The following is a 21,852-nucleotide window of genomic DNA, read 5'->3' as shown; positions in this document are numbered from 1 at the left end:
CAGCGCCTGTACCTCGGAGCCTTCGTCGAGCGCCAGCTGTCCTCGGGGGCCATTGCCGAACGCAGTGGTACCTTCCGCGGGGACATCCACACCCGGCTGGAGCGGAATGGCGAGCGTCTGGTGCTCAATGGCAGCAAGTTCTACAGCACCGGTTGCCTGTTCGCCGACCTGCTCAAAGTCCAGGCCGTGGACGAGGATGGCCACGCGGTCTACGTGATCCTGCCGGCCGATACACCGGGCATCTCCATGCTCGACGACTGGGACGGCATGGGCCAACGGGTCACCGCCAGCGGCAGTACCTTGCTGGAAAATGTCTCGGTACGCCCGGAGCAAGTGATCCCTCTGGCCCAGTGGTACCAGCGGCGTAACTACGTCGGCGCCAGCGCGCAGCTGATTCATTGCGCCATCGATATCGGTATCGGCCTGGCAGCTCTCGACGACGCGGTGCTCTGGGCGCGTACCGGCTCGCGCCCGGTGCGTGAAAGTGGCGTCGATCAGGCACGCAACGACCCTTACATCCTGCACACCGTGGGTGATCTGGCGGCCCGCATCCATGGGGCCGAGGCGCTGATGGAGAAGGCTGCCGGCGCCGTCGACCTGGCCGCTCGCAGCCAATTGCAAGGCTTGGCGCAAGGTGCCGAACTGGAGGAGATTCTGGTGCGCGCCTCGATTGCCGTGGCAGAAGCCAAGATCGCTTCAACCCGCGCTGCCTTGCACGTGTGCGAGCGCCTGTACGAAGTCGGCGGCGCCGCCACCACCCAATCGCGCTACAACTTCGATCGCCACTGGCGTAACGCCCGCACCCACACCACCCATGATGCCCTGGCTTACAAGTACAAGGCCATCGGCGACTACCTGCTCAACGGCAATGCACCGCCCATTGCGTTCACCTACTGAGGATCGCCGAGGCCTTCGGCGCCAGCGTTGAGAGACGTCGCGAGGCCATTGAGGCGCGCAGGGTTCCAGCGTCGCCAGGTATCGCTCGAACTAAGGTTTGAATTCGCTCGGGGAATACCAAAATAGCGCCTCGCCCTTCATCACCTGAAAGCCTGTATACCTGAATGGCTGAACGCCCCCATGGAAAGGGCAGGACAGCGTCAGGTAGAAGATCACCTCAGCTGTTGACTGAACGCTCGCCACAAGCCGACGAACCCTCTGCAAGCAAGGACCCAATCATGCGTATGTATCAAGTCGATGCCTTTACCGACCGGCTTTTTTCCGGAAACCCCGCTGCCGTTCTTGTGCTCGAGGACTGGCTGCCAAATGACCTGATGCTAGCGATCACCCAGGAAAACAACCTCGCCGAAACGGCTTTTGTCAAAGCCCGATCCGACGGGGAGTGGGATCTGCGCTGGTTCGCTCCGGCGCATGAAGTCGATTTCTGCGGCCACGCTACCTTGGCGACCGCACATGTTCTATTGAGCAAGAACGAGAAGGCTCCATTGGTGTTTCACACTCGCGTCGGAGAGTTGCGGGTATCGAAAGAGGTCCGTGGATACAAGCTCGATATTCCCTGCCTTTCGCCAGAGGCGCTGGACGCCCTTCCAGGAGAAATCGCCGATATCTTCGAGCTGCCGCCTGCGCGTATCTTCCGCAACTTCGAGAACCTATTTGTCGACCTCGGCAGTGCCGACGCAGTGCGCCGTTTCGTTCCCGACCTCATCGCGATCGCTCGTCTCGGTCCTGTCGGACTCGTTGTGACGGGACAAGAGTCGGAAGGCTCAAAAGCGCAGTTCGTCTCACGCTACTTCGCCCCCGGCGCAGGTATTCCCGAAGACCCTGTTACCGGGTCGATTCACGCCACTCTTGTGCCTTACTGGGCTGGCCGACTGGGTCGCAATTGTCTCCTGGCTTACCAGGCATCCATGCGAGGCGGCTGGCTCGACTGTGAACTGTCCGGGGATCGGGTGTTTCTGGTTGGAAATGCCGTGACGTTCATGGAGGCCACGATTTCCCTTCCCGAGAGGTAAGTGACTCCGCTGATAGCGTTTGCTCAACACGCTTCCAGATCAGCGACACAAGCGCGCGTCAGTAACACTGACGCGCGCTACTGTGTAGCGCGGTATCAAACCGAGGGATTTATGACTGAAACCACAAACAGCTGACCACTTACCGCTCCTGACCGAATCTACTCGGTCACTTCTGACTCGGGCAGTTCCTGCCTGAAACCGCCAGGCAATGGGCATAGATCCACCATTCAAGGCCGTTAAAGACATCGGGTATTCTTGCCCGCCCTGCACTGTTGCCAGAAAAGACGCCCCATATTGACTGATCAATCGTCCTGATCCGGTCAATTCAGCACTGATTCGGTCAGCGGCATAGGGGATGCACCTCCGTTGCCATGAATGATTTATCCGAACGGGCAATAACATGACGAAACCCTTAGCTGATCGCACCGATGTATACGACGTTATCGTCGTCGGCGGCGGTGTCGTGGGATGCGCATTGGTGCGGCGATTCACTCTGGAAGGGGCTCGCGTGCTGCTGTTGGAAAAGAGCTCTGACATCCTGTCGGGGGCCAGCAAGGGCAACAGTGCGATCCTCCACACCGGCTTCGATGCGCCTCGGGACAGCCTTGAACTGCGTTGCATGCAGGACGGCTACCAGGAGTACCTGGACATTCATGCCAGGATGAACCTGCCGTTACTGAAATCGGGGGCCATGGTGGTCGCCTGGAGCGAGGAAGATCTGCGGAAGCTCGACGGCATCGTTGAGCAGGCTCATGACAATGGCGTCGCGGACGTCAGGATCATCGACCGTGAACGGGTTCGGGCCCTGGAACCTCACCTGGCCGCTCACGCGCTTGGGGCCGCCGAAGTGCCGGGCGAATTCCTGATCGATCCATGGTCTGCCCCCCTGGCCTATCTCCAACAGGCGCTGATGCATGGCGCGAACACGCAGTTCAACGCCGAGGTCACGAACGGCCAATTCGATGGCGGCGTATGGCGCCTGTTAACCTCTCGCGGGGTGTTCCTGACGCGGACGGTCATCAATTGCGCCGGGTTGTTCGGCGACCACCTGGAGCAGAAGCTCCTCGGCCAATCCAGTTTCTCGATTCACCCTCGCAAAGGGCAATTCGTGGTGTTCGACAAGGCTGCCTCGCGCTACCTGAAGAACATCGTGCTCCCCGTACCGAACGAACGCACCAAGGGCATCGTGCTCACCAGGACCGTGTACGGCAACCTGCTCGTCGGTCCAACCGCCGAAGAACAGGATGATCGCCTCCATGCCCGGCTCGACAGCGAAGTCCTCAGCCAACTGATTGCCGCGGCAGTCGAGCGTATCCCGGCGCTCGAAGGCATGCCGGTCACCGCAACCTATGCCGCCCTGCGTCCGGCATCGGAGAAAAAGGAGTACCGGGTACGCAAGGTCGAGGGCAAGAACTGGATTACCGTAGGAGGTATCCGCTCGACTGGCCTGACCGCCGCGCTGGGCATCGCCAAACATGTCTTCAGCCTTTATGACACCCAGCACTGCCCCCCGGCCAATCAGCAGTGGCCATCGATGCCGAACCTGGCGGAACACTTGCCTCGGGACTATCAGCAGCCTGGGTATGGAGAGATCGTTTGCCATTGCGAAATGGTCACGCTTCGCGAAATCAATGCAGCGCTGCGCAGCCCTCTCCCTCCAGGCGACCTCGGTGGGCTCAAGCGTAGAACCCGCGCCTGCATGGGCCGCTGCCAGGGTTTCTACTGCGGGGCGCGCGTCGCCGAGCTGAGCGCCGGCCATCTCGCCATTCCTCTCGCTACAGGTGATTGCCATGAGTCCCACTGAGATCGAAAACGTCGACGTCGCCATTGTCGGAGGTGGCCCCTCCGGACTTTCTGCCGCCATCGAACTGCGCAGGCAGGGTATCGGCAAGGTGCTGGTCGTCGAGCGCGAACCCGAGGCAGGCGGTATTCCTCGCCACTGCGGGCACCCGCCGTTCGGGTTCTGGGAATACGGCCGCGTCTACTCCGGTCCCGACTACGCCAAGCGCAATGTCGACGAAGCAAAAAAGGCCGGCGTCGACATACGCGTCCTGCATTCGGTGACCCGCCTGGGTGCCCATGGACAACTGGAGGTCGTGAGCCCGCAAGGTCCGCTGCGCATCCATGCCCGCCGGGTGCTCATCGCGACCGGTGCACGCGAGATGCCACGCTCGGCACGCCTGGTCGGAGGCGATCGCCCCCTTGGCATCATCAATACCGGGGCCTTCCAGTCCTACCTCTACCTCAAGCACCTCAAGCCGTTCGAGCGGCCATTGATTGTCGGCACTGAACTGGTCAGCCTCTCCTCCGTGCTGAGTTGCCGCAAAGCAGGCATCCAGCCCGTGGCGATGATTGAAGCCAATCAACGTGCCACCGCGCGCTGGCCCCTCTCGCTGTTCCCCCGGCTCTGCGGCGTGCCCATGTACTTCGGCGCACAGCTCCAGGAAATCCACGGCACAGGCCGTGTAGAGGGAGCAAGCGTCAAGCTGGCGGATGGCAGTGTCAGGGAATTCGAGTGCGATGGCGTGCTGTTGACCGGACGTTTCGTGCCCGAGTCAAGCCTAGTCAGGCTGAGTGACCTCAAGCTGGACACCAGGAGCGGTGGCCCTGCCATTGACCAGTACGGGCGCTGTTCCGACCCGGCCTACTTCGCCGCCGGGAACCTTTTGCGCCCGATTGAAACCGCAGGCTGGTCATACCGCGAAGGTCGCAAGATCGCGACCCTGATGGCCCGTGATCTGCGCGACCCACTGCCGGCGCCTGGTCAGGAAATCGAGGTCGTCTGCAAGGCTCCGCTCAAGCTCTGCGTGCCTCAGCGCCTGAGCCTTGCGCCGGTCGAAGGCATGAAGAACCTGCAGATGCGCGTAAGCTGCGCCAGCCGTGGTCGTCTACTGATCAGCGCTGATGGCAAGGAACTCTGGTCGCGCAGTATCTCGGCGCTGCCGGAGCGCCGGATTCTCGTTCCCATTGCCGCGTTGAACGTTGCGCCAGGCGTGCGCCAGATTGAAGTCGACTTTGTCGGCGAGTAAGACAATAGCCGAGGAGACTAAAAGAAATGCGTATTGCCGCAATAGACCAAGGCACCACCAGCACCCGTGTCCTGGTCGTCAATCAGAATGGCTCGGCCGATATTCAGTTATCACTGAGGCATCAACAGCACCATCCTCACCCAGGCTGGGTGGAACATGACCCGATCGAGCTGCTCAACAACCTGCAGCGCTGCCTGGAGTCGACCGGCAAGGTCGATGCGATCGGCATCGCCAACCAGGGCGAAAGCTGCCTGGCCTGGGATGCCAGAACGGGCGAGCCTCTATCGCCAGTGATTGTTTGGCAGGACAACCGCACCGCGGCAGAAATCAACCGCCTGCGAGCCACTGGCGCCGAGGCCCTGACACTGTCCAGGGCGGGACTTGCGCTGGACCCGTACTTCTCCGCGAGCAAGCTGGCCTGGATCGTCCAGAACCTGCCCGCCGCCCAGAGTGCGCTCAAGGCCAAACGCCTGCGTCTGGGTACCACTGACGCGTACTTCCTGGACCGACTCACCGGGGTGTTCGCCACCGACGTGACGACCGCCTCGCGGACCTCCCTGATGAACCTGGCCACCGGACAATGGGACAGCGAACTGTGCGAGCTGTTTGGCGTACCGCTGGAAACCTTGCCGGAAATACGCGACACCGTCGGCTTCTTCGGCGAGATCGGGGTTACCCCTGTCACCGCGTCCATCGTCGACCAACAGGCGTCCCTGTATGGCCATGGCTGCCGGACCGATGGCGACGCCAAGATCACCTTCGGTACTGGCGCCTTTGCGCTGACCGTCACCGGAGAACAGATCATCCGGGCACCGGAGAAAGGCCTGCTGGCAACCATCGCCTGGCAGATTGCCGGCAAGCCCACCTATGCCATGGACGGTGGCGTCTACGATGCCAGCGCATCCGTCGAATGGGCCGGGCGACTGGGCCTGTTCAGCGACTTTTCCGAACTCGCCGCATTCGAGCAAGCACCTGCCATTTCACGGCGCCTGACGTTCGTACCGGCGCTGTCGGGCCTGGCTTGCCCGCACTGGGATCGCAGTGCCGCCGCCCTGTGGGTCGGCATGAACGGTGGTACCACTCGCCAGGACATGTGCCAGGCGTTGCTGGAAGGCGTCGCGCTGCGCAGTGTCGAGGTCATCTCCGCCATGGACGCCTTCCTGAATGTGACCGACCAGCTGTCCATCGATGGAGGTCTCGCGCGCAGCCCGTATTTCGCCCAGTTCCTCGCCGATGCACTGCAGCGCTGCATCGTCACGCAGCGTTTCGACGAGTTGACGTCGTTCGGCTGTGCCGCCCTGGCCGCAAAGGGCCTGGGCATTGAGCTGACGCCTCCTCGCAACACCAGCACGAAGTTCCGTCCTCGCATCGACAGCGGACAAGCGCAGCAATGGCGCGAAACATTTTCCGACGCCGTGAAACGCTGCAGGGATTGGAGGTAAGTCCACGGGAGAGTTTGAAACTGGTAGCGGGGCAAGCCTTGCTGCCAGGTTGACTCTGCCCCGCCGTTCCAACGCCTTGTCACCCTTCCAGCCGGCCAGCCAATGGTGCTTCGTGCACATCGACATGGGCTTCGGCCAACGCCCTCGCCAACTCTCCTGCCGGCTTGCGGTCGATGATCAAGCGATCGATGCGCTCCAGCGGAAAAACCTGGAACAAAGCACGCTTGCCCATCTTCGAGGAGTCCGCAATCACCGTCAGGAAGCGCGTGCGCGCGATCATGGCCCGAGTGATCTCGGCCTCCTCGATCGAGAAGTCGAAAGCGCCATCAGCACTCAACGCCCCGATCGTCACGACCGCATGCTCGGCGTTGAAACGCGCAATCTGCTCCATCGCCAGCGCCCCCGTATTCTGGGCAGAGTCCGGCCGGTATTCGCCCCCGATCATGAAAACCCGGTTACCACTGGCACCGATACTTTCGGCAATCATCAGCGAGTTGGTGATGACCGTGATACGGCTGAGCTTGGCCAGCTCCCGGGCGAAGAACAAGGTGGTCGTACCGGTATCGATCAGGATGCTGTCGCCGGGCGAGTATAAGCCAGCGGCATAACGCGCCACCGCGCGCTTCTCGATGGAGAACTCGTTCATCCGCGTCTGGAATGCGTTCTCGTGCTCACCTCTGGGGGGCAACGATGCGCCCCCATGGTACTTGGTGACTTGCCCCCCTTCAGACAAGGTAGTGAGGTCTCGGCGAATCGTCTCCTGAGATGTACCGAGGGTTCGAGCCAGCTCCTCGACCGAGATCCTTTCTCGCTGCCTCAACAGTTCCAGTATGTGTTGCTGTCGTTCATTGGGACGCATCGTTACTCCTCTGTTATGTCGTCATTGCCCCATCACCGCGCACTTCTGTTACCGAGGAACACAGATGAGGCATGGGTAACCGTTGCGCTTCAGGACTGGACTGCTTGGTTGCGCCGGATGCGTTGGAATACACAAATGGCTCCCACTCCGTCACGCCCAGCGTCCAAGGCGTTTCGTCGAAGACTACGCCGTCGAATTGACCGAATCCAGTAAGTAGATTCCGCAAAACCACAGAAAAACAACGAATGGCATGCGAAGTGGTTAGTAAACACTCAGAAACCTCAACATAAAAGGCTGTACTCGACCCCAGCCAAGGCCAGGTTTCACAGGAAGACTGCATGTGGTCTGCGACCAGATCGGTACCGAAACAACAACAAGTTCATGCGGGACGCCCTCAGGGCGGAGCCCGCCGGCACGGTGAGAGAAGGTGAAGCAATGGCTGAGTTTGGAAACTATGTGATCTACCTGATCATGATAGGCGCGATGGTTGGCGCCTTTGCGTCTGTCCTGAAGCCGCAAAGCGGTCTGGGAAAAGAGTTCGTGAATGGCATCCACTCGATCGGACCGGTGTTCCTGGCCCAGGCAGGGATCATGATCTCGATCCCCTTCCTGTCGAAGTTCATCGAGATGGCCCTTGGCCCCTACTTCAGCCTGATGGGCTCCGACGTCTCGATCGCAGCACTGTCGATCATCGCCGTGGACATGGGCGGCTACCAGTTGGCCGATGCAATCGCGGCCAACCGCGATGTCTGGATCACCGCCATGATCGTTGGCTACACCTCGGGGGCAACGATCGTCTATCTGATTCCGGTCGGCCTCATGATGCTCGAGCACAAGGACCACAAGTACCTTGCCCTCGGCGCAATGGCCGGTTTGATCAGTATCCCCTTTGCTGTCCTGACCGCGATGCTGATGATCACGAGTTTCAACATTCCCGTGCGCGAAATCGTGTCGACCAGTTCGCCCGCCCTGCATTACCTGACCCTGGACTTTGTCGCCTGCCTGAAACTGCTGGCGCCCCTGTTTGTCTTCTGTTTCGTCCTCGCTGCGGGGCTGCGATACCAGGCGAACCTGATGGTCACTGGCTTCCTGGTGTTCGGCAAGGCGATGGATGCCTTCATCAAGATCATCCTGGCCCTGGCGATCGTGGAGCATTTCACCGGTTTCTTCATGAAGCATTTCAGCTTCTGGGGATTCGACCCCATGTTCGCCGACCAGAAGGAGCTGTTCCGAGCCATCGAGATTGCAGGCTACATCGGCATCATGCTGGCCGGCACCTTCCCCATCTGCTACCTGTTCCAGAAGTACTGCCGCAAACCGATGACCATACTGGGCCGGCACTTCGGCCTGTCGCCCTCGGGTGCCGCGGCCTTCGTGATGGTGTTCGCCAACATCATCGCCGTGTACCACGTGTTCAAGAATCTCAACGCCCGCGACAAAGTCTTGTGCGTCGCCCTGGGCGTCTGTGCCCAGGCCACCATCGGCGATCATCTGGCGTTCACTGCGAACTTCCAGCCCTCGCTGATCATGCCCGTTCTGCTGGCCAAACTGTTTGGCGGACTGCTGGCAGTGGGTATCGCGATCAAGTTCTCCGTTCCGGCTGCCCAGCGCTACGAGGCGGCGGAGCGCACTCAAGATAAAGAGCAGGACTGCGCAGACATGCCGGTTCCTCGCTCCGCGTAATTGCCAACCCACGAAGGCGAGCGACTCGCCAAATTGAAAGAGGTAGAAATGCGTAAGATTTTCCTGGCCTGTCCTTACAGCCATACCGATGCCAAGGTGATCCACGAGCGCTTCCAGGCCTGCAACCAGGTGGCGGCCAAAATCGTAGAGTCGGGCAACGCTGTTTTCAGCCAAGTGACGATGTCGCACCCGATCAACCTTGCGTTTACAGGTAAGGACAACGCCGCAATCGGTAAACTCTGGGCCCCTGTCGATGCGGTGTTCATGGACGTCATGGAAGAACTCATCATCCTTGACCTGCCAGGCTGGGAGATCAGCTCCGGCATCAAGCGCGAAATCGAGTTTTTCAAAGGCCGAGGCCAGAGAGTCAGCCTCTGGTCCGAAGTCGACCACGAGTTCCATTAATCCGAAGGGGGTCGTATGACCCCCTTCTCATTCCTGACCAAAAACAAGCCCGGCGCCCGGCAGGAGCGACGATCCGCCAAGGCATGTGTTGTCAGGAATACTGATGATGATCAGCTTTTTTCATCAGGCGAGACGGACATAGATTGGCACGCTCAACTGCCTGCCCAATGGTAACGTCCATGTTCTCCCAAGAAGTGCCCGTTTCGCCCCCGACCACCCTGCTCACACGCTCCAGCCAACCAGCCCCTTCACTTAGTGCAGTCCAGGCCCAGGCCTTGCTGCGGGCGCACTATGGCCTTGAAGGCGCCCTGCAAACGCTCGGTAGCCAACAGGATCTCAATTACCGACTGGATACGCGGCAAGGGCGCTTCGTGTTCAAGGTCTGCCACGGCAGCTACGCCCGGGTCGAACTCGAAGCGCAACAGGCGGCCCTGACCTTCCTGCGCGAACAAGGATTGCCGGTGCCGGCTGTGCATGCGGCACGCAAACTGGGCCGCGTATCCTAGGCGATCGGCAGGGCGATCGCCCAATTGGAAGCGGAGCTGGACTTGCAACTGTTCGACCGGGCCACGCGCAAGGCCCTGCCGACGGCGGCGGCCCTCGCCCTTGAGCCCCAGGCACGGCAGGTCATCTGCCAGCTGAATGCGCTCGACGCCCAGGCCCTGCAACTGCACAAGGGACTGGAAAAGCGCTTGAGCATCGCCATGGCGCCAGAGCTGCAAACCGGCAACTGGAGCCAACCCCTGGAACGCCTGGCCCAGGAGTTCCCCAATCTGCAGATCGAACTGCGCTCGGCCTCGCAGACCGAAGCGGTACGCATGCTGCACGAAGGCAGCGTGCAGTTGGCTCTGGTCTTCGAACGGCCCGGCATCGATGATGCGCGAGTCTTTTCTCGAGGCGGGCAGCCAGTTGCTGGTGGCGATTGCCTCGCCCCGGCATCCCGTCGCGCAAGGAAACGGCGTTCCATTGAGCGAGGAACAACTTGCCAAGCAGCGCCAGATCATCGTGACCTCGGGAACCCCCACAGGTTCCGATCCACGTATCGTGCTGTCCCGACAGATCTGGCTGACCGACAGCTACCTGGCCACCCTGGATCTGGTCCAGTCCGGCCTGGGCCTACCTGCCCCAGCCATTGGTGCAACCTCTGATCGCCTCGGGCGCCTTGAGGGAAGTGCACTTCGACAAACATGGCCAGCCGACTGCGGCTGTGGGTCGATGTCATCTGGATCAAGTCGGAGCCGCTGGGTCTGGGTGCCCAACGGTACCTGCAGATCATCCGCGAGGTGTTCGCCAACGAACCATCGAGGGCATAGGCCCAGTTCGAGCGCGCAGGCCCCGTAGCGTGGCAGAAACGAGCCATTCACGCGGACATTCGACGCCGTATGAAGACGCTCACGCGACATCTCTCATCTCGAAACAGAGAAATATCTCCAAAAAGAGATTTTTCTTCCTGCGCGATTGGGCTGGCCTTTAAAGGAAAAAAGCACAAAGACCGTCTTGATTTAAAGACTCCCATCATCCCTTGTTTTCTTCGATTTCAAAAATAAGCCATGGAAGTCAATCGATTACAGATCTGGCACGGTCTTCGCTATGTCGCCGACGCGGCTTAAGCCCGCATAGCCGACATAACAACAATCAAGGCTGCCCGAATGCGAATCCACCTCTGCGGACACCACGGCTGGTCCCGCTTCGCAAACGGTGCCGTGCCAGGAGATCACTAATGAGCCGTGCCGCTATTCTCGCCACACTGGGCTCCACCCTCGCGCTCTCGCCCCAGGCCTTCGCCGAGTTTCTTGCCAACAGCAAAGCCAGCGTCGAGCTGCGCAACTTCTACTTCAACCGCGACTTCCGCCAGGACAACGCCCCGCAATCCAAACAGGAAGAATGGGCACAGGGCTTCCTGCTGCGCTACGAATCCGGCTACACCGAAGGCACCATCGGCGTGGGGGTCGACGCCCTTGGCCTGCTCGGCGTGAAGCTCGACTCCAGCCCCGACCGCGCGGGCTCCGGCCTGCTACCGCGCGATCGGGAAAGGGTCAACGGCGCGCCGGACAACTACAGCGAGCTGGGCCTGACCGCCAAGTTGCGCGCCTCCAAAAGCGTGCTCAAGGTCGGCACCCTGCTGCCCAAGCTGCCCACCGTACTGGCCAACGATTCGCGCCTGCTGCAGCAGACCTTCGAAGGGGCGCACCTGAACTCCAGCGAGTTCGCCGGCCTGACTTTCGACGGCGGCCGCTTGCGCCAAGTGAGCCAGCGCGACTCCTCCAACCGCGAGGACATGACCGTCACCACCGGCAACGCGCGCGGCATTGTCGCCAGTGCTACCAGCGACCAGTTCGACTTCGCCGGCCTGAGCTACAAGTGGACACCGCAACTCACCACCGGCTACAGCTACGCCAAGCTCGACGGACTCTACGACCAGCACATCGTCAACCTCGTGCATGTGCTGCCGATCAGCCAAGGACAGTCGCTCAAGACCGATCTGCGGTATGCCCGCTCCGACGACGACGGCCACAGCAACGTCGACAACCGCGCCTTCGGCGCCCTGCTGACCTACACCCTGGGCGGGCACGGCTTCGGCGCCGGTTATCAATCGATGAGCGGCGACACCGGCTTCGCCTACATCGGCGGCGCCGATGCCTTCCTGGTCAACTTCGTCCAGATCGGCGATTTCGCCAACCGTGACGAGAAGTCCTGGCAGGCCCGCTACGACTACGATTTTGCTGCGCTCGGGATGCCCGGCCTGACCTTCATGACCCGCTACCTGTCCGGCGACAACATCGAGTTGGGCGCCGGCCGACCCGAAGGCAAGGAGTGGGAACGCGACACCGACATCGGCTACGTAGTACAGAGCGGACCGTTGAAGAACGTCGGCGTGAAGTGGCGCAACGCGACCGTGCGGTCCAGCCATTTCGGCAACGATCTGGATGAAAACCGCCTGATCCTCAGTTACGTGCTGCCACTCTGGTAATTCCTCAACACGACTGCGCGCGGCTCTGGCCGCGCGACACTTTACGCCAAACCCCACGCACCAGCTCCTTCAACATCAACACCTCTGCCCAGCGATCCGTGATATCACGCCCATCAGCCCCTGTGATCGCATAAGGCGGCGGGCCGAGTTCGCAGGTGAAGAGACAGGCCGGCGGGTATGTTCGGGCGCGCCAGCCAATCCTCGATCCCTAACGCCACCCGCTCAGGAATCGATCCAGCCAGGGTCGATGCTGGGCAAAGCGCGAGGGCACATGGACCCGTTCGCCGTTGGCGACCCGACCGTGCAAGCACCAACTGTGGCGCAGGATGGTGAGGATCTGCTCGTCGTCTTCAGCAGAAGTCGACTCAGGCAATTCCCGGCCCACGACGTAGTAGCACAAGGCTGCCAACCGTTTGAGTTCGGGCATTTGCGCGAGGTTCTGGCCCGGCCTGACGGGCCTACAGACTGAGTCTTTCCAATGCCGCTCGCAGCTCTGCACTGTTGCCACCCAAAGCGCTGGTGGCGATCACCGCATTGCGAAGAAGGACAGCCGCCGCGTGCTCGATGTGGTCTTTCACCAACCGATCGGATGGCCCTGAAAGTGTGAGCGCTCCCTTCAATTCGCCGCCCATGGCAAACACGGGTACGGACACCGCCGTGGTCTCCGGGTCTCGCTCTCCGAAGGAACATGCCCAATACCGTTCCCGAACCTCTGCCAGCGCTGGATCTGCGTGGCGCAGGAATGCCCTCAGGATTTTCCCGGAGGCCCCTGAGTGCAGCGCAAAGCGTGCGCCTTCCAATACGGAAACCCGCACGGCACGCTTTGGCTCGACGCGGAAGAGCACCACGCGACTGCCGTTTTCAAGCACATAAAAGGAAGAGGTTTCGCCGCTCTCTTCAGTGATCGATTCCAGCAACGGGTGGATCACGTCACGCAACCGGAATGACGCCTGGTACAACTGGGAAAGGCGCAATGGCTCCGGACCGACCGAATAGTTGCCATCGCTCGAGCGGCGCACGAATCCGGCTTTTTCCAGCGAGGCAATCAGGCGCAGGATGGTGCTTTTATAGAGCCCGGTACGTCGCGCGATCTCCGCCAGGCTCAAGTATTCATGATCGATATTGAATGCACCGAGGATCGCAAACGCACGATCAACTGCCGCTACACCTCCTTCGGATTGGCTGGTTTGCTCCGCTGGATTCTTGTCTGGGTCACTCTTCATGGTTACTCGCAAGCTCTAGATAGTCGACGACCGAAAGGGACGGCCTTGTCCAACCGTCGCGTCAGACATTTTTCAGTCGCAGTAACATACCCTTTCAATCCCGACTGCCGCCACTGGATCAATCCTCGCGCAGAAAGAAACGCAACAACGTCACCATCCCCGCAGCGAAAAACATGATGCAGCCCATGACCATCAAGCCAGCCGTGAAAGAGCCGGTGTAATCCTTGAGAAAGCCCATCAGGTAGGGGCCGACGAACCCGCCGAAGGCACCGATCGAGTTGATCAACGCAATGCCTCCCGCCGCCGCCTGGCCACGAAGAAACTTGCCTGGCAGGGTGTAGAAAATAGTCTTGCCGGCAATCGTACCGACCAATGCCAAGGTGATGCCGATCAAAGCGGGAACCAGGGCATCCATCTGCAGGGCCACCACCAGCGCCAGGCCTGCCAGAAGCATGGCCAGGGTCAGGTTGAAAATGCCTTTGCCAGTGCGATCGACATGTTTCGCCCAGATCAACAAACCAATGGTTGCAAAGAAATACGGAATGGCTGCAACCCAACCAATCATGCTCACCTCTACGCCGTGAGCCTTGAGCATCTGCGGCAGCCAAATGCCGATGCCATAGGAGCCCAGCGTAAAGCTGAAGGTGATCGAACTGAGAATCCATACTCGAGGGTCTTTCAACGCCGCCTTGAAACCGTGGCTGTGCTGACCTTTGCTCTGCTCCTGCGCCAGCATGCCATTGAGCAGCTCACGCTCGTCATCGGAAAGCCACTTGGCTTGTGCGGGTGTACTGGTCAGCACCTTCAGCGTGACCAGCCCGAGGATGCAGGCCGGAATCCCCTCGATCAGAAACATCCACTGCCAGCCCGCAAGCCCCAGAATGCCATGCATTTGCAGCAGCCAGACTGACAATGGACCGCCAACTAGGAATGAAATGGGCGTGGCGACGGTAAACCATGCAAGTACGCGGGTTCGGTATTGAGCCGGAAACCACAGGGTCAGAAAAAATATGACGCCGGGAAAGAAACCCGCCTCGGCAATCCCGAGAATCAGCCTCACCACGTAAAAACTGTTGGGCCCGACCACCAGCGCCGTTGCCGCGGCAGCCAGCCCCCAGGTGATCATGATCCGGGCCATCCAAAGCCTGGCGCCATACCGGTACATGGCGAGGTTACTGGGGACTTCGCACAAGCAATAGCCAAAAAACATGATGCCCGCGCCCAGACCAAACTGCGTTGCAGTCAGCCCCAGGTCTTCAGTCATCTGCAAGGCGGCATAACCGACGCTGGTGCGGTCCAGATAGTTAAAAAAATAGGCCAGGGCAAGCAGCGGGATCAAGCGCCATGCGGCCTTGTGCAGTACGCGTGTCTGTTGCTCGCTCAGTGACTGCGAGTCGGTGCTACCGGCACGTTTTGGGGTTGCCGTGACAATCGCCATGACAGGTTCCTCGGATTATTTTTATAGGGCCGGTGGCGGGAATTACCACCAGCGATTGTGATGCCTGCCGGCTTTGATCAGCGAACGATGCCGCGCGCGCGCAGTTCGTCGATGTCCGTCTCGGCATAGCCCATTTGCATGAGTAGCTCCTCGGAATGGCTTCCCAGGGCAGGCACATTGAGACGCGCATCGAAACGCTGGCCATTCATTTCAAAGGGCAGCATCGGCACTTTCACCTCGTCGCCGTTATCCAGAGCCAGATGCGCCAGACCACCGGATTGATTCAGATGGACGTCGTCAAACAGGTCCTGGGGACGCTGGATGGGCGAGAAAGGAAGACCTGCCTGCTCACACATGTCCATGACAGACTGCTTGCTCAGTTGCGAAAGACGTTCTCTGACCACAGGCAGGATCGTCGAGCGTGCCTGCACACGCTGAGTATTTTTAGCCAGCAAGGGATCTTGCCCAAACTGCTCGAAACCAAATGCCTGGCAAAAGCTCAGCCACTGGCTGTCGCTGACAACGCCCATGAACACTTGTTGATCATCACAGGTATCAAAAACGTCGTAGATGGCCCACGCCGAAAGCCGGCTGGGCATCGGTGCCGCGGGCTTGCCCGTGGTCGCCATTTGCATCATGTGCTGGCCTACCAGGAACGCCGAGTTCTCAAAGAGGCCGGTCTGCACGAACTGCCCTTCCCCGGTCGCCTTGCGCTGCCAGAGCGCAGCCAGGATCGAAATGGCGCTGAACATTCCGCCCATCACGTCATTGACCGAGGCGCCCGCCCGCAAGGGTCGCCCCTCAGGCCCGGTCATATACGCCAGGCCGGTCATCATCTGCACCACTTCATCCAGTGCGGTACGGTGCGCGTAAGGCCCTGGCAAAAAGCCCTTCATGGAGCTGTAAATGATATCGGGCTTGATGGCCTTGACCTGCTCGTATCCCAAGCCAAGCTTTTCCATCGCCCCAGGCCGAAAGTTCTCGGTGACTACGTCAGCGGTTTCTATCAGCTTGCGTACGGCGGCCATGCCATCAGTCGTCTTGATATCGACGGCGAAGCTTTTCTTGTTGCGGTTGTACGTCACCCAGTATCCGGCGCCTGAACCGGTCAAGCGACGCGTGTTATCACCCTCGGGAGTAGGCTCCACCTTGATGACTTCGGCCCCCAGGTCGGCCAGGACCAGACCACAGGTCGGTCCCATGACCATATGCACGAACTCAATGACGCGCACACCGGCTAGTGGCAAGGTTTGCAGGTTAGCGTTACGGGCACTCATCGTGCACCCCCGGCATAGTGGAAGTTCTTGCCTACACCGGCATCGGGGACGAATCCGTACAGCGGCTCACCGGGCAACCCTTTCTTCAACCATTCCCGCGCCGCCACCAGCTTGTCGATATCGACGCCGGTACGCAGCCCCATGGATTCGAGCAGGTAGACCAGGTCCTCGGTGACGATATTGCCCGATGCGCCTGGCGCGTATGGGCACCCGCCAATGCCACCCTGGGAAGCATCTATCGTCGTGACGCCCACTTCCAGCGCCGCCACTACGTTTGCCAGGCCTTGCCCTCGAGTGTTGTGGAAGTGCGCACTGCCGGCCATGCCCCCGATTTCCTGGCGTAATCTCGTGAACACACTGCGGACCTGCATTGGATTGGCATAACCAACGGTATCGGCCAACCCCACCTCGTCAACGCCCAGGCGCGCCATGATCAGCGCCATGCGAATCACATCGTCTTCGCGTACCTCGCCCTGGATCGTGCAGCCAAACACCGTGGACAAGCCCGCTTCAATTTCCACATGGGTGTATCGCTCATTACGCAGGGCGACAATCGAGCGCACCTCTTCGTAGACCTGATCATGCGTCTTGCGGATGTTGGCGATCGAGTGCGGCTCGCTGACCGAGATCGGCAACGTGATTTTTTGCACTCCGGCAGCGAACGCGGCCTGTGCCCCTTTGAGATTGGGTACCAGGGCAGTGACGAACACTTCCGGTCGCTGACGCATGTGTTCGACCAACTGCGCGGCGTCGGCCATTTGCGGCAAAAGCTTGGGCGATACGAAGGAGCCGATTTCGATTTCCCCCAGTCCCGCGTCCGCCAGGGCGGTTAGCCATTGAAGCTTCAATTCGGTAGGCATTGTCGCACTGACACTTTGCAGCCCGTCTCGCGGACCTACCTCACTGATCAAAATGTCGATGTTTTTCTTATGGTTCATCGCCCGGTCTCCGGATGTACAAATCAGATAGTTCTATTAGCAAGAACGTCGTTCTGTTTATAGAATGAGCCTGGTCTTTTCCGCTGTCAACGCACCGTCTATCCGGAATTCGAATAAACATGGCATGCACACAGCGCAAACCGGATCGGCAATCGGGGAACAGTGGGGCGACGAATGACGATCGAACGGTTGACAGATGGGCCAATAACATCGACATTTGTTCTGTCTGTAGGCATATAATTCTATTAGACAGAACAACAAGACCTAACGAAGCGCTCGCAGCCGCAAAACCGGTGCGCGTTTCTTCGCCTGCCAGGAGACGTCCCAGTGAGCCTGTATGCCCCCCCGCGCGATTTAACCACGCGTTTATTCACCACCCTTCCCCGAGCATTCCACAAGGATGGCGACTCAGACTGGGTGCGGGCGAACAAACCCGGGCAAAGGGTCGAGAGCTTTCTGGAAGGTCCATCGTTCGATGTACATGGCAACCTTTACGTGACCGACATTCCCTATGGCCGAATCTTTCGTATTAATCCGCAGGGCACGTGGACGCTGGTGGTCGAATACGAGGGCTGGCCCAACGGACTGAAGATCCATCGCGATGGCCGAATCTTCATCGCCGACTACAAACGCGGCATCCTGGTACTGGACCCTCACAGTGGCGTGATCAACCCGTTTCTCACTCATAACCGCAGCGAAGGATTCAAAGGGGTCAACGACCTGTTTTTCGACGCTGCCGGCAAACTCTACTTCACCGATCAAGGACAGACAGGCCAGCACGATCCCACTGGCCGGGTGTTCACCTACGATCTGGATAAAGAAATGCTGACCTGCCTGATCGACAACGGCCCCAGCCCGAACGGGCTGGTGATGGACGTCGCTCAGAATGCGCTATTTGTGGCCATGACCCGCGGGAACGCGGTCTGGCGGCTGCCGATCAAGCGCGATGGCAGTACCAGCAAGGTCGGAATTTTCACCGCTATGGCGGGCGGCGTCAGTGGCGCGGACGGTATGGCACTGGACACCGACGGCAACCTGTACGTATGCGACGCGGGCAATGGCTGCGTGTGGGTTTTCGATTCCCACGCCGTGCCGCTCTACCGCATTCGTGCCTGCACCCAGGGTCGCACCGTTACTAACCTGGCCTTTGGCGGCCAAGGCAATAAACAGCTGTTTATCACCGACTCATCCAGCAGCGCGATTCTGGTCGCCGATCTCGAGCACGCTGGCCAGCCCATGTACTCCCACAGCTGAATTCCCTAAAACGCAGACCTTGTGCGCAATGCGCACGGGGTTCGCTCGACCTGAAAAAAGCGGGCGCCACCTGCCCGCACCCGACAAAACCAATAAAAGGGGGCATCCCATGTTGATCTTTCTCAGCTATGCCATGATCACTTGCTTCATGTACCTGATCATGAGTAAGCGCCTGTCACCGCTGGTGGCGTTGCTGCTTGTACCCATCGCATTTGGCTGCCTGGCCGGTTTCGCCCCGCAACTGGGCACCATGATGTTCGATGGCGTGAAGATGCTGGCCCCCACCGGCATCATGTTGACCTTCGCGATCCTTTATTTCTGCATGATGACCGACGCGGGGTTGTTCAACCCGCTCATCAAGGTACTCCTGCGACTGGTCCAGGGCGATCCGGCGTCGGCACGGCCGTGCTCGGGCTATGCGTCGGGCTGGATGGCGATGGCGCTACCACCTACATCATCGCCACCGCCGCGCTGCTGCCACTGTACCGATTGACGGGCATCCGCTTGCAGGTGATGGCGACGGTGTTGCTGATGGCCATTGGCGTGATGAACATCCTGCCTTGGGCAGGGCCGTTTTCCCGTGCCGCCAGCGCCATGCATGTCGACATCACCGAATTGTTCGTGCAGATGATTCCGATTATGGTCGCCGGTGGGCTATGGGTCATTTTTGCCGCCTGGTGGCTGGGGCGCATGGAATATCGCCGCCTGGGGCGAGTCAGCGTGAGCGAGGACGAAGTGCTCAAAGGCTATGCTCATATTCGCCTGAATGATCCGCGCTTTCTGTTCAACCTCTCGCTCACCCTTACGCTGATCGCTTGCATGATGCTGAGTCTGATGCCATTGCCAATCCTGTTCATGATTGCCTTTGGCCTCGCATGCCTGGTCAATTTCCCGACGCTGAAACAACAAAAGGAAGTCATCGCCCGGCATGCGGACAACGTCATGGCCGTCACCTTGCTGATCTTCGCGGCGGGCATTTTCGTCGGCATCAAGGGCGGCACCGGGATGATCAAGGCCATCTCGGAAAACCTGGTCTCCCTCCTGCCGCAGCAGTCGGGTCACTACATGTCGGTGATTACCGCACTGCTCAGCATGCCGTTTACCTACGTTCTGACCAATGATGCTTTCTATTTTGGCGTGCTGCCCATCCTGGCAGAAACGGCGGCTCACTATGGAATAGATCGACACGAGATGGCGATCGCTTCACTGATCGGTCAGCCCGTGCATTTGCTCAGCCCACTGGTTGCGTCCACGTATTTGCTGTGCGGACTGCTGGATATCGACTACGGCGACAATCAGCGCGTCTCACTGAAATGGACGGTCGGGACAGTACTGGTGATGTTGATCGCCGCCATTGGGGTTGGAGCGATTACGGTTCTTAACTGAGCACGATCGAGTCGCTGCTCGATACCGCCCTGCTTGATCAACAGCGCTATGTCACAGAGATGAGCAACCGTGTTCATATCGTGGCTGACCAGGATCATGGTCATGCCGGTGTCACGACGCAGCGTCTGGAGCAGGTTGAGGATCTCGGCCTGGACAGTCATGTCCAACGCCGAGGTTGGCTCGTCGAGCAGCCATAGAAGCCCGCCGTGACACCGACCAGCACGCCGATTGGCAAGGTCAGCAGCAAGACCAGTGACACCAGCAACAAGGTTGGACGGGTGCCGTAGAGCAAACGCGTGAAGAGGTCTCGGCCAAAACCGTCGGTACCCAACCAATGTTGGGCCGAAGGTGGCAACAGGCGTTCCTGAATATTTTGCTGGTTCGGATCAAAGCCGTTCAACAGCGGCGCGAACACCGCCACCAATACCAGCACGACGATCAGCGATACACCCAGCGCCAAAGCAGGCGAGCTGCGCCACCAGCGCCGGACCAATACGCCGTCGAAGGCAACGGAAACACTCATGACACCTCCCGGATACGTGGATCGATAGGGCCTGCCAGCACATCAGCCAGGCCATTGACGACCACGAAACACAGTCCGATCAACAGAATCGCCGGTACATCGCCGGCGAACAACGCCGTGGTCAAATAGCGGCCAATGCCCGGCCAGGCAAATACGGTTTCAGTAAGAATCGATCCTTCGAGCAAACTGGCGTAGGACAGCGCAACCACCACTACCAACGTGCCGGCGACATTGGGCAAAACATGGCGCAACAACACCCGCCCGCGCCCGGCGCCCTTAGCCAATGCGGTCATCACATATTCCTTGCCCATCTCACCCAGCAACGCAGAGCACGTGAGCCGGCAAATACCGGCATGGCATAAAAACCCAAGACCAACACCGGCAACACCAGGTGCGAAAACGCATTCGCCAACGCTCCCGACTCACCGGAGCGCCAGGTACCCCAGAGCACCCAGCCGCTGGACAATTCGATGCTGTAGAAATACCCATCATCCAGGCGTCCCGGACCTCCTGCCCACTGCAACTTTGCGTAGAACAGCAACAACATCAGCAAGCCAAGCCAGAACACCGGCACCGAATAACCAATCAGGGAAAACAATCGCACCAGAGTGTCGACCCAGCCACCTGGCCGCCACGCAGCCAGCAGCCCCAACGACAATCCCAGGCTGGCGCCCAGAATGATCGCCAGGGTCGCCAGTTCCAGCGTCGCGGGCAGTGCACGTTTCAAATCATCCAGCACAGGTTGGCTGGATGTATTCGAAACGCCCAGGTGCCCTGTGTCAGCTGCTTGAGGTAGCGACCGAATCGCACCGGCCAGGGCTGATCGAGCCCCAGATCCGTACGCACCTGAGTCAGGGTTGATTCACTGGCGCGGTCGCCGGCGATGCGTAATGCCGGATCCACGGGTGACAAGGTGGTCAGCACAAAGGTGAAAAACAACAGGCCGACGAGCGTGACCAACAGCGTCAACAGTCCGCTACCGGTCACTTGTATCCCGCGAGAAGCTCCCGCCCTCACTTGATTTTGCTCACCTGATCGAAATACGGCAGCGAAACAGTGATGTTCTGCAGGACACCCTCTACCCCGGCATGGACCGCGACCTGGTTACGGCCTTGCAGGGCCACCACGAAGGGCGAGTTTTCATGATCGGACTGTCAGGCCTGGCATGGTCAGTAGGCGCTATGACAGCCTTCATCGTGGTTATGTCGTAGTGGCCTGGACTGGCGACCACTCTATGTGCCGTTGGATGTTGTTCAGTGGCGCAGTAGTGGGTCTGATCGTGGTGATAATCCGCCGCGGCATCCCTGAGTCGCCCCGTTGGCTGGCCAGCAAAGGCCGCGTGAAAGAAGCAGAAGCGGTGATCAAGCTGGTATACGGTAAAACCGTGACCAACACTCAGGCGGCCACAGCCTACTGAGGCGGCAGTTTCATCTCGGAGAAAGGCGCCGAGAGGC

General features: G+C 59.8%; 16 protein-coding genes and 6 pseudogenes. 13 read left to right on the top strand and 9 right to left on the bottom strand.

Annotated elements, in window-relative coordinates; genetic code table 11:
• From ACCD00_RS25085 to ACCD00_RS25065, 5 genes are all read left to right on the top strand, one after another.
• Positions 1–897 (top strand): acyl-CoA dehydrogenase family protein (locus ACCD00_RS25085; protein ID WP_413428002.1); only part of this gene is annotated, 897 nt, incomplete at its 5' end.
• A 278-nt stretch (positions 898–1,175) separates the two neighbouring features.
• Complete coding sequence (locus ACCD00_RS25080) at positions 1,176–1,970, top strand: PhzF family phenazine biosynthesis protein (RefSeq protein ID WP_413428001.1); 795 nt, start codon at positions 1,176–1,178, stop codon at positions 1,968–1,970.
• 400 nt (positions 1,971–2,370) lie between these two features.
• Positions 2,371–3,774 carry an NAD(P)/FAD-dependent oxidoreductase gene (locus ACCD00_RS25075; RefSeq protein WP_413428000.1) on the top strand — a complete coding sequence of 468 codons (1,404 nt, stop codon included), beginning with the start codon at positions 2,371–2,373 and terminating at the stop codon, positions 3,772–3,774.
• Positions 3,761–4,999, top strand: coding sequence for an NAD(P)/FAD-dependent oxidoreductase (locus tag ACCD00_RS25070; RefSeq protein WP_413427999.1), 1,239 nt, complete (start codon positions 3,761–3,763; stop codon positions 4,997–4,999). The genes ACCD00_RS25075 and ACCD00_RS25070 overlap by 14 nt, the downstream gene beginning before the upstream one ends.
• A gap of 26 nt (positions 5,000–5,025) precedes the next feature.
• Positions 5,026–6,441 carry an FGGY family carbohydrate kinase gene (locus tag ACCD00_RS25065; protein WP_413427998.1) on the top strand — a complete coding sequence of 472 codons (1,416 nt, stop codon included), beginning with the start codon at positions 5,026–5,028 and terminating at the stop codon, positions 6,439–6,441.
• 79 nt (positions 6,442–6,520) lie between these two features.
• On the opposite strand, the gene ACCD00_RS25060 is transcribed toward ACCD00_RS25065, so the two are convergent.
• A complete protein-coding gene (locus ACCD00_RS25060) occupies positions 6,521–7,300 on the bottom strand; it encodes a DeoR/GlpR family DNA-binding transcription regulator (RefSeq protein ID WP_413427997.1) in 780 nt (259 codons plus the stop codon).
• Positions 7,301–7,735: 435 nt separating this feature from the next.
• Here ACCD00_RS25060 and eutH point away from each other — a divergent pair, with 435 nt between their 5' ends.
• The 5 genes and pseudogenes from eutH to ACCD00_RS25035 all read left to right on the top strand — a co-directional run bounded on the left by eutH (position 7,736) and on the right by ACCD00_RS25035 (position 12,359).
• Entirely contained in the window at positions 7,736–8,983 is a 1,248-nt protein-coding gene (gene eutH / locus ACCD00_RS25055; protein ID WP_413428003.1) for an ethanolamine utilization protein EutH, read from the top strand.
• A gap of 48 nt (positions 8,984–9,031) precedes the next feature.
• Entirely contained in the window at positions 9,032–9,388 is a 357-nt protein-coding gene (locus ACCD00_RS25050; RefSeq protein ID WP_413427996.1) for a DUF1937 family protein, read from the top strand.
• 179 nt (positions 9,389–9,567) lie between these two features.
• A pseudogene (locus ACCD00_RS25045) lies at positions 9,568–9,870 on the top strand (phosphotransferase); the annotation flags it as partial.
• Positions 9,865–10,701, top strand: a pseudogene (locus tag ACCD00_RS25040) (LysR family transcriptional regulator); the annotation flags it as partial. The pseudogenes ACCD00_RS25045 and ACCD00_RS25040, both read left to right, overlap by 6 nt.
• A 407-nt stretch (positions 10,702–11,108) precedes the next feature.
• Positions 11,109–12,359 (top strand): OprD family porin, encoded by a 1,251-nt coding sequence (locus tag ACCD00_RS25035; protein ID WP_413427995.1) that lies wholly within the window; start codon positions 11,109–11,111, stop codon positions 12,357–12,359.
• 4 nt (positions 12,360–12,363) lie between these two features.
• Here the strand turns inward: ACCD00_RS25035 and ACCD00_RS25030 are convergent.
• The 5 genes and pseudogenes from ACCD00_RS25030 to ACCD00_RS25010 all read right to left on the bottom strand — a co-directional run.
• A pseudogene (locus ACCD00_RS25030) lies at positions 12,364–12,795 on the bottom strand (sugar phosphate isomerase/epimerase); the annotation flags it as partial.
• 22 nt (positions 12,796–12,817) lie between these two features.
• On the bottom strand, positions 12,818–13,594 hold the full coding sequence (locus ACCD00_RS25025; RefSeq protein WP_413427994.1) for an IclR family transcriptional regulator: 777 nt from the start codon (positions 13,592–13,594) through the stop codon (positions 12,818–12,820).
• A 106-nt stretch (positions 13,595–13,700) separates the two neighbouring features.
• Positions 13,701–15,020 (bottom strand): MFS transporter, encoded by a 1,320-nt coding sequence (locus tag ACCD00_RS25020; RefSeq protein ID WP_413427993.1) that lies wholly within the window; start codon positions 15,018–15,020, stop codon positions 13,701–13,703.
• Positions 15,021–15,097: 77 nt separating this feature from the next.
• Positions 15,098–16,297 carry a CaiB/BaiF CoA transferase family protein gene (locus tag ACCD00_RS25015; RefSeq protein ID WP_413427992.1) on the bottom strand — a complete coding sequence of 400 codons (1,200 nt, stop codon included), beginning with the start codon at positions 16,295–16,297 and terminating at the stop codon, positions 15,098–15,100.
• On the bottom strand, positions 16,294–17,235 hold the full coding sequence (locus ACCD00_RS25010; RefSeq protein WP_413427991.1) for a hydroxymethylglutaryl-CoA lyase: 942 nt from the start codon (positions 17,233–17,235) through the stop codon (positions 16,294–16,296). The genes ACCD00_RS25015 and ACCD00_RS25010 overlap by 4 nt, the downstream gene beginning before the upstream one ends.
• Positions 17,236–17,562: 327 nt before the next feature.
• On the opposite strand from ACCD00_RS25010, the gene ACCD00_RS25005 reads away from it, so the two are divergent.
• Positions 17,563–18,489, top strand: coding sequence for an SMP-30/gluconolactonase/LRE family protein (locus tag ACCD00_RS25005; RefSeq protein WP_413427990.1), 927 nt, complete (start codon positions 17,563–17,565; stop codon positions 18,487–18,489).
• Between the two features lie 109 nt (positions 18,490–18,598).
• Positions 18,599–19,875, top strand: a pseudogene (locus tag ACCD00_RS25000) (CitMHS family transporter).
• Between the two features lie 190 nt (positions 19,876–20,065).
• On the opposite strand, the pseudogene ACCD00_RS24995 reads toward ACCD00_RS25000, so the two are convergent.
• The 3 genes and pseudogenes from ACCD00_RS24995 to ACCD00_RS24985 form a co-directional block, all read right to left on the bottom strand.
• A pseudogene (locus tag ACCD00_RS24995) lies at positions 20,066–20,398 on the bottom strand (ABC transporter permease); the annotation flags it as partial.
• Positions 20,395–21,002, bottom strand: a pseudogene (locus ACCD00_RS24990) (ABC transporter permease). The pseudogenes ACCD00_RS24990 and ACCD00_RS24995, both read right to left, overlap by 4 nt.
• 119 nt (positions 21,003–21,121) lie before the next feature.
• Positions 21,122–21,385, bottom strand: coding sequence for a hypothetical protein (locus ACCD00_RS24985; protein ID WP_413427989.1), 264 nt, complete (start codon positions 21,383–21,385; stop codon positions 21,122–21,124).
• A gap of 247 nt (positions 21,386–21,632) precedes the next feature.
• Between ACCD00_RS24985 and ACCD00_RS24980 the strand changes: the two genes are divergently transcribed.
• Complete coding sequence (locus tag ACCD00_RS24980; RefSeq protein WP_413427988.1) at positions 21,633–21,815, top strand: MFS transporter; 183 nt, start codon at positions 21,633–21,635, stop codon at positions 21,813–21,815.
• Positions 21,816–21,852 lie beyond the last annotated feature (37 nt).

This window comes from Pseudomonas sp. Pseusp3, assembly GCF_047304225.1.
GTDB lineage: Bacteria > Pseudomonadota > Gammaproteobacteria > Pseudomonadales > Pseudomonadaceae > Aquipseudomonas > Aquipseudomonas fluorescens_CD.
The sequence above is the reverse complement of the archived record's forward strand: the minus strand, read 5'-3'. Positions and strand labels throughout refer to the sequence as shown.